The organism is Rhizobacter sp. P1_G5, assembly GCF_056405435.1.
The window spans coordinates 1-4114 of sequence record NZ_JBFUCB010000555.1; the positions used below are offsets into that span (position 1 = coordinate 1).

A 4114-nucleotide genomic window follows, 5' to 3' on the forward strand; every position below is an offset into this window, starting at 1 on the left:
CGCTGGAGGCATGCATCACGTCCAGCGTGTCGAACAGGCCGGTCGACGGGCGCGTGACGTTCAGCGGCGAGAAGGCAGTGCCGTCGCCGAGCACGCTGCTGCCGTAGCTGAGGTTCAGCCTCTCGCAGCGGAAGCTGCTGCTGCCGAAGAAGCCCAGCCCGGTCGGCAGGGTCCTTGTGCGCAAGATCTCGATCGCCGACGAGCCGCTGCTCGTCGCGCTGGAGGTGCCGACGGCCTGGCGCTGCGTCGCGGCGAAGCTGATCGCCATTCCCATCGCGACCAGCCCGATCAGCAACGCGACGACGATGCCGACCAGCAGTTCGATCAGCGAGGTGCCGCGTTGCCCGGCACGGCGCGGCGTGTCACTGGCGCACATCGGTGGTCACCGTGACGTTGTGGGTGTCGGCTATCGATTCGCCGCCGAGCGTGGTGGCCTTGGCGCCCCAGCTCACCACCACCTTGAAGCGGCCGGTCGAGCTGTCCAGCGTGACGACAGCGCCGGGCGCGTTGGACACGCTGTACGTGGGCAGCGAGGCCAGAGTCGCAATTCTCCATGCGGCTGCACTCGTGGATGCCGTGGTGCTGGAACATGTGCCCGTGGCCGGCACGGTATAGCAGGCGGCGTTGGCGCTGTCGGCCAGCACGGTGCCGAGCAGTTCCTCGGCCGCGCGCGAGGCGATCAGTCGCATCTGCACGTCGCTGCCCTGGGTGATGAGCCGGCCCTGCATGCGGGTCATGCCGAGCATGCCGAAGGCCAGCATGCTCAGTGCGACCAGCGCATCGATCAGGCCGATGCCGCGTTGACGAGAGATCAATTGCATGAGGTGTTGTCTCCACACAGGCGGATGCCACCGCCGGCATCCAGGCGCAGGCCGGGGCAGCGGATGTCGGCAGAGCAGGTCACGCTTGCCATCTGCAGGTTGATGGAGGCATCGGCAGCAGGGCGGCCGGAGCTGTCGAGGGCGACGGTCACGTCGGCGGTGGCCGACACTCCGTCGGGCTGCGCGCGCTGCCGGACCGTGGTGCCGCCGGCGTCCGTGACGCTGACCGACGTGCCGGAGACCACCAGCGACAGCGCCGCGTTGCGCTTGATGGCCTCGCTCTGCGCGTACAGCGCATCGGCGAGCAGCGTGTTGCCGGCCTCGCGCAGCTTGCTGTTGCGCAGGTAGTCGGCAAAGGCCGGCATGCCGGCGCCGATCAGGATCGCCGAGATCGTCAGCGCGACCAGCAACTCGATCAACGAGTAGCCGCGCTGCTGCGGGTTCAGCCTTCGCATGTCGACCCCCGGGTGGACCAGCAGTTGCCGGAGGGCGTGCCCTTCGGGTGGGCCTCGGTCCTGCGCGCTCCCGCGTAGTCGATCGAGTAGCTGTAGCCGGCGAGTCGGCCGCTGCCGGTGGCGGTGAGCTTGTACTGGGTGGTGCTGGTGAGCGCGCAGCTGAAGCTGAAGCTGTCGACGCCGCTCGGCGCGGCGAGTGCGCACGCGGTGGCATTGCTGTTGCCGTAGGAGGCGTTGTCCTGGTAGTACTGCTCCATGCGGATCGCGTAGGCCGACAAGGCATCGAGCCCGGCCGGCACGCGCGATCGCTTGAGGTAGTCGGTGTAGGCGGGGAGGGCGATCTTCGCGAGGATCGCGACGATGGCGACGGCGATCATCAGTTCGATGAGCGTGAAGCCGCGGTGGGAGGGCTGTGGCATCGGAGTTTTCGAAGCGGCCTCGAGAGGCGATGGGCGCAATGTAGACAAGACAAGCCGCTCCGATACATCCGCTCACACTAGTTGACAATCCCCTGCCTGCCGACTGCGCACGCCGTCACGAAGCGTCCTCCGGAAGGGGCATTGGCGGTGGATGGACAATGGCGTCTTTGCCGCCTTTCGTTACGCCGATGTCCGATCCCGCGCTGCCTGCATCCCCCTGGCGCCTGTCCGTCGCCCCGATGATGGATTGGACCGATCGCCACTGCCGCTACTTCCACCGCCTGCTGACGAAGCAGACGCGCCTGTACACCGAGATGGTCACGACCGGCGCGCTGATCCACGGCGACCGGCCGCGCCACCTCGACTTCAATGCCGAGGAGCACCCGGTGGCGCTGCAGCTCGGCGGCAGCGAGCCGGCCGACCTGGCCTTCTGCGCGAAGCTCGCCGAGCAATGGGGCTACGACGAGGTCAACCTGAACTGTGGTTGCCCGAGCGAGCGGGTGCAGCGCGGCGCGTTCGGCGCCTGCCTGATGAACGAGCCGGCGCTGGTAGCCGACAGCGTGAAGGCGATGCGCGATGCGGTGGCCATCCCGGTGACGGTGAAGCACCGCATCGGCATCGACCAGGACGAGCGCTACGAATTCGTGCGCGACTTCGTCGGCCAGATCGCCGAGGCCGGCTGCGAGGTCTTCATCGTGCATGCGCGCAATGCGTGGCTGAAGGGCCTCAGCCCGAAGGAGAACCGCGAGGTGCCGCCGCTGCGCTACGAGACGGTGCACCGGCTGAAGCGCGATTTCCCGCACCTGACGATCGTGCTGAACGGCGGCGTCACGACGCAGGAGGAGATCACCGAACAGCTGCAGCACCTCGACGGCGTGATGCTGGGCCGCGAGGCGTATCACAACCCGTGGCTGATGTCGCAGTGGGACGCGCTGTTCTTCGGTGTGCCGCACCACGAGCTCGACCGCGCGGCCATCGAGCAGCAGATGGTCGACTACATGGAGCGCGTCGGCCTGAAGGGCGAGCCGTGGTCGCGCGTCGTGCGCCACATGCTGGGCCTGCGCAACGGCCTGCCCGGCGCGCGCCGCTGGCGCCAGGTGTGGTCGGACCACAAGCTCAAGACCGAGCCGGCGCGCGAGGTCGCGCGCATCGCGCGCAGCGAATCAGTTCTGGCGTGAACGCGACGGCCAGGTCGCCAGCAGCACGCCGGCGATCGCGAGCCCGAACGCGGCGGCCTGCGTCACGCTGATCCGCTCGCCGAGGAACACCACGCCGACCACGGCCGCGCTGATCGGCAGCAGCACCGTGAAGATCCCCGCCGACGAGGCCGGCACGTGGCGCAGCCCGGTCATCCACAGCCACACGGTGACCATGCTGGCCGCCAGCGAATAGAACAGCAGCAGCGACCACGACGCCGCCGGCACCGCGCCGAACGAGAACGACCAGGCCTGCCACAGCCCGAACGGCGTCACCAGCGCCAGCCCCCACAGGTTGACCAGCGCGCTGATGCGCTTGGCCGAGACGTTGCCGGCGAGCTTCTTGCCCATCACCACGTACGAGGCCTCGCACAGCACCGCACCGAACAGCAGCAGGTTGCCGAGCAGCGAGCTGCCCTTGTCCTCACCGCCGTGCGCCACCACCGACACCAGCGCGATGCCGCCCACCGCGCAGGCAATGCCGGCAGCGACGCGCGGCAGGATGCGCTCCTTCAGGAACAGCCGCGACAGGATCGCCACCGCGGCCGGGATCGCCGCCATGATCACGCCGGCGGCCAGCGCCGAGCTCATGCCGACGCCGAACAGCATGCAGATCGAGAACAGGAAGTTGCCGAAGAACGATTCGAAGAACAGCAGGATGCGGTCGTGCCRGCTCAGCGGCGCTTCACCGGGGCGCCGCCGCACCCAGCCGGCCATCGCGACGGCCGCCATGCCGAAGCGCAGCCAGGCCAGCAGGAACACCGGGAACACCGCGAGCAGCAGCTTCGACAGTCCCACGTAGCTGCCCACCAGGGCCATCGAGCTGCCGAGGCAGAGGTAGGAGAGCCACGGCGCGTGCGCAGGGCCGGCGGCCGCAGAGGCCGAGGTCGGAGAGGTCATTCGAGGGGGCGGATCAAAAGGCGCTAGCGTACCGCGCGATCTCCCAGCCGCTGACGTGGCGCGCGTACTCGGTCCACTCGGCGCGCTTCAGGCGGATGAACTCGCCGGCCAGTGTCTCGCCGAGCGCGGCGCGGATCACCGCATCGGCCTCCAGCGCCGTGACGGCCTCGCCCAGGCCCTGCGGCAGCAGCCCGATGCCGCGTTCGCGGATCTGCGCGAGCGACAGCTGGAACAGGTCGTCGGTGCAGGCCGGGCCGGGGTCGAGGCCGCGCTCGATGCCGTCGAGGCCGGCCGCGATCAGCGCCGCGGTCGCCAGGTACGGA

5 protein-coding genes and 2 pseudogenes are annotated in these 4114 nt (G+C 69.1%); 1 reads left to right on the forward strand and 6 read right to left on the reverse strand.

Translation table 11 applies throughout. From position 1 onward, the window contains the following. From AC1D12_RS26760 to AC1D12_RS26775, 4 genes and pseudogenes are all read right to left on the reverse strand, one after another. A pseudogene (locus AC1D12_RS26760) lies at positions 1 to 376 on the reverse strand (PilW family protein); the annotation flags it as partial. Continuing rightward, positions 363 to 821 (reverse strand): type IV pilus modification PilV family protein, encoded by a 459-nt coding sequence (locus AC1D12_RS26765; RefSeq protein WP_477844038.1) that lies wholly within the window; start codon positions 819 to 821, stop codon positions 363 to 365. The gene AC1D12_RS26765 and the pseudogene AC1D12_RS26760, both read right to left, overlap by 14 nt. Next, positions 812 to 1276, reverse strand: a complete 465-nt coding sequence (locus tag AC1D12_RS26770) for a GspH/FimT family pseudopilin (RefSeq protein ID WP_477827588.1) — start codon at positions 1274 to 1276, stop codon at positions 812 to 814. Before AC1D12_RS26770 ends, AC1D12_RS26765 begins: the two co-directional genes overlap by 10 nt. Further along, on the reverse strand, positions 1264 to 1695 hold the full coding sequence (locus AC1D12_RS26775; protein WP_477827589.1) for a type IV pilin protein: 432 nt from the start codon (positions 1693 to 1695) through the stop codon (positions 1264 to 1266). The genes AC1D12_RS26770 and AC1D12_RS26775 overlap by 13 nt, the downstream gene beginning before the upstream one ends. Positions 1696 to 1883: 188 nt before the next feature. On the opposite strand from AC1D12_RS26775, the gene dusA reads away from it, so the two are divergent. Further along, positions 1884 to 2873, forward strand: a complete 990-nt coding sequence (dusA, locus tag AC1D12_RS26780) for a tRNA dihydrouridine(20/20a) synthase DusA (RefSeq protein ID WP_477827590.1) — start codon at positions 1884 to 1886, stop codon at positions 2871 to 2873. Here the strand turns inward: dusA and AC1D12_RS26785 are convergent. Both AC1D12_RS26785 and AC1D12_RS26790 read right to left on the reverse strand, forming a co-directional pair. Then, complete coding sequence (locus AC1D12_RS26785) at positions 2859 to 3791, reverse strand: DMT family transporter (RefSeq protein ID WP_477844040.1); 933 nt, start codon at positions 3789 to 3791, stop codon at positions 2859 to 2861. The genes dusA and AC1D12_RS26785 overlap by 15 nt on opposite strands. 13 nt (positions 3792 to 3804) lie before the next feature. Next, positions 3805 to 4114, reverse strand: a pseudogene (locus AC1D12_RS26790) (type III glutamate--ammonia ligase); the annotation flags it as partial.

What these genes read in the sequence shown, in the direction of transcription:
- AC1D12_RS26765 (WP_477844038.1), bottom strand. Translation starts at nt 821, where the DNA reads ATGCAATTGATCTCTCGTCAACGCGGCATCGGCCTGATCGATGCGCTG.
- AC1D12_RS26770 (WP_477827588.1), bottom strand. Translation starts at nt 1,276, where the DNA reads ATGCGAAGGCTGAACCCGCAGCAGCGCGGCTACTCGTTGATCGAGTTG.
- AC1D12_RS26775 (WP_477827589.1), bottom strand. Translation starts at nt 1,695, where the DNA reads ATGCCACAGCCCTCCCACCGCGGCTTCACGCTCATCGAACTGATGATC.
- dusA (WP_477827590.1), top strand. Translation starts at nt 1,884, where the DNA reads ATGTCCGATCCCGCGCTGCCTGCATCCCCCTGGCGCCTGTCCGTCGCC.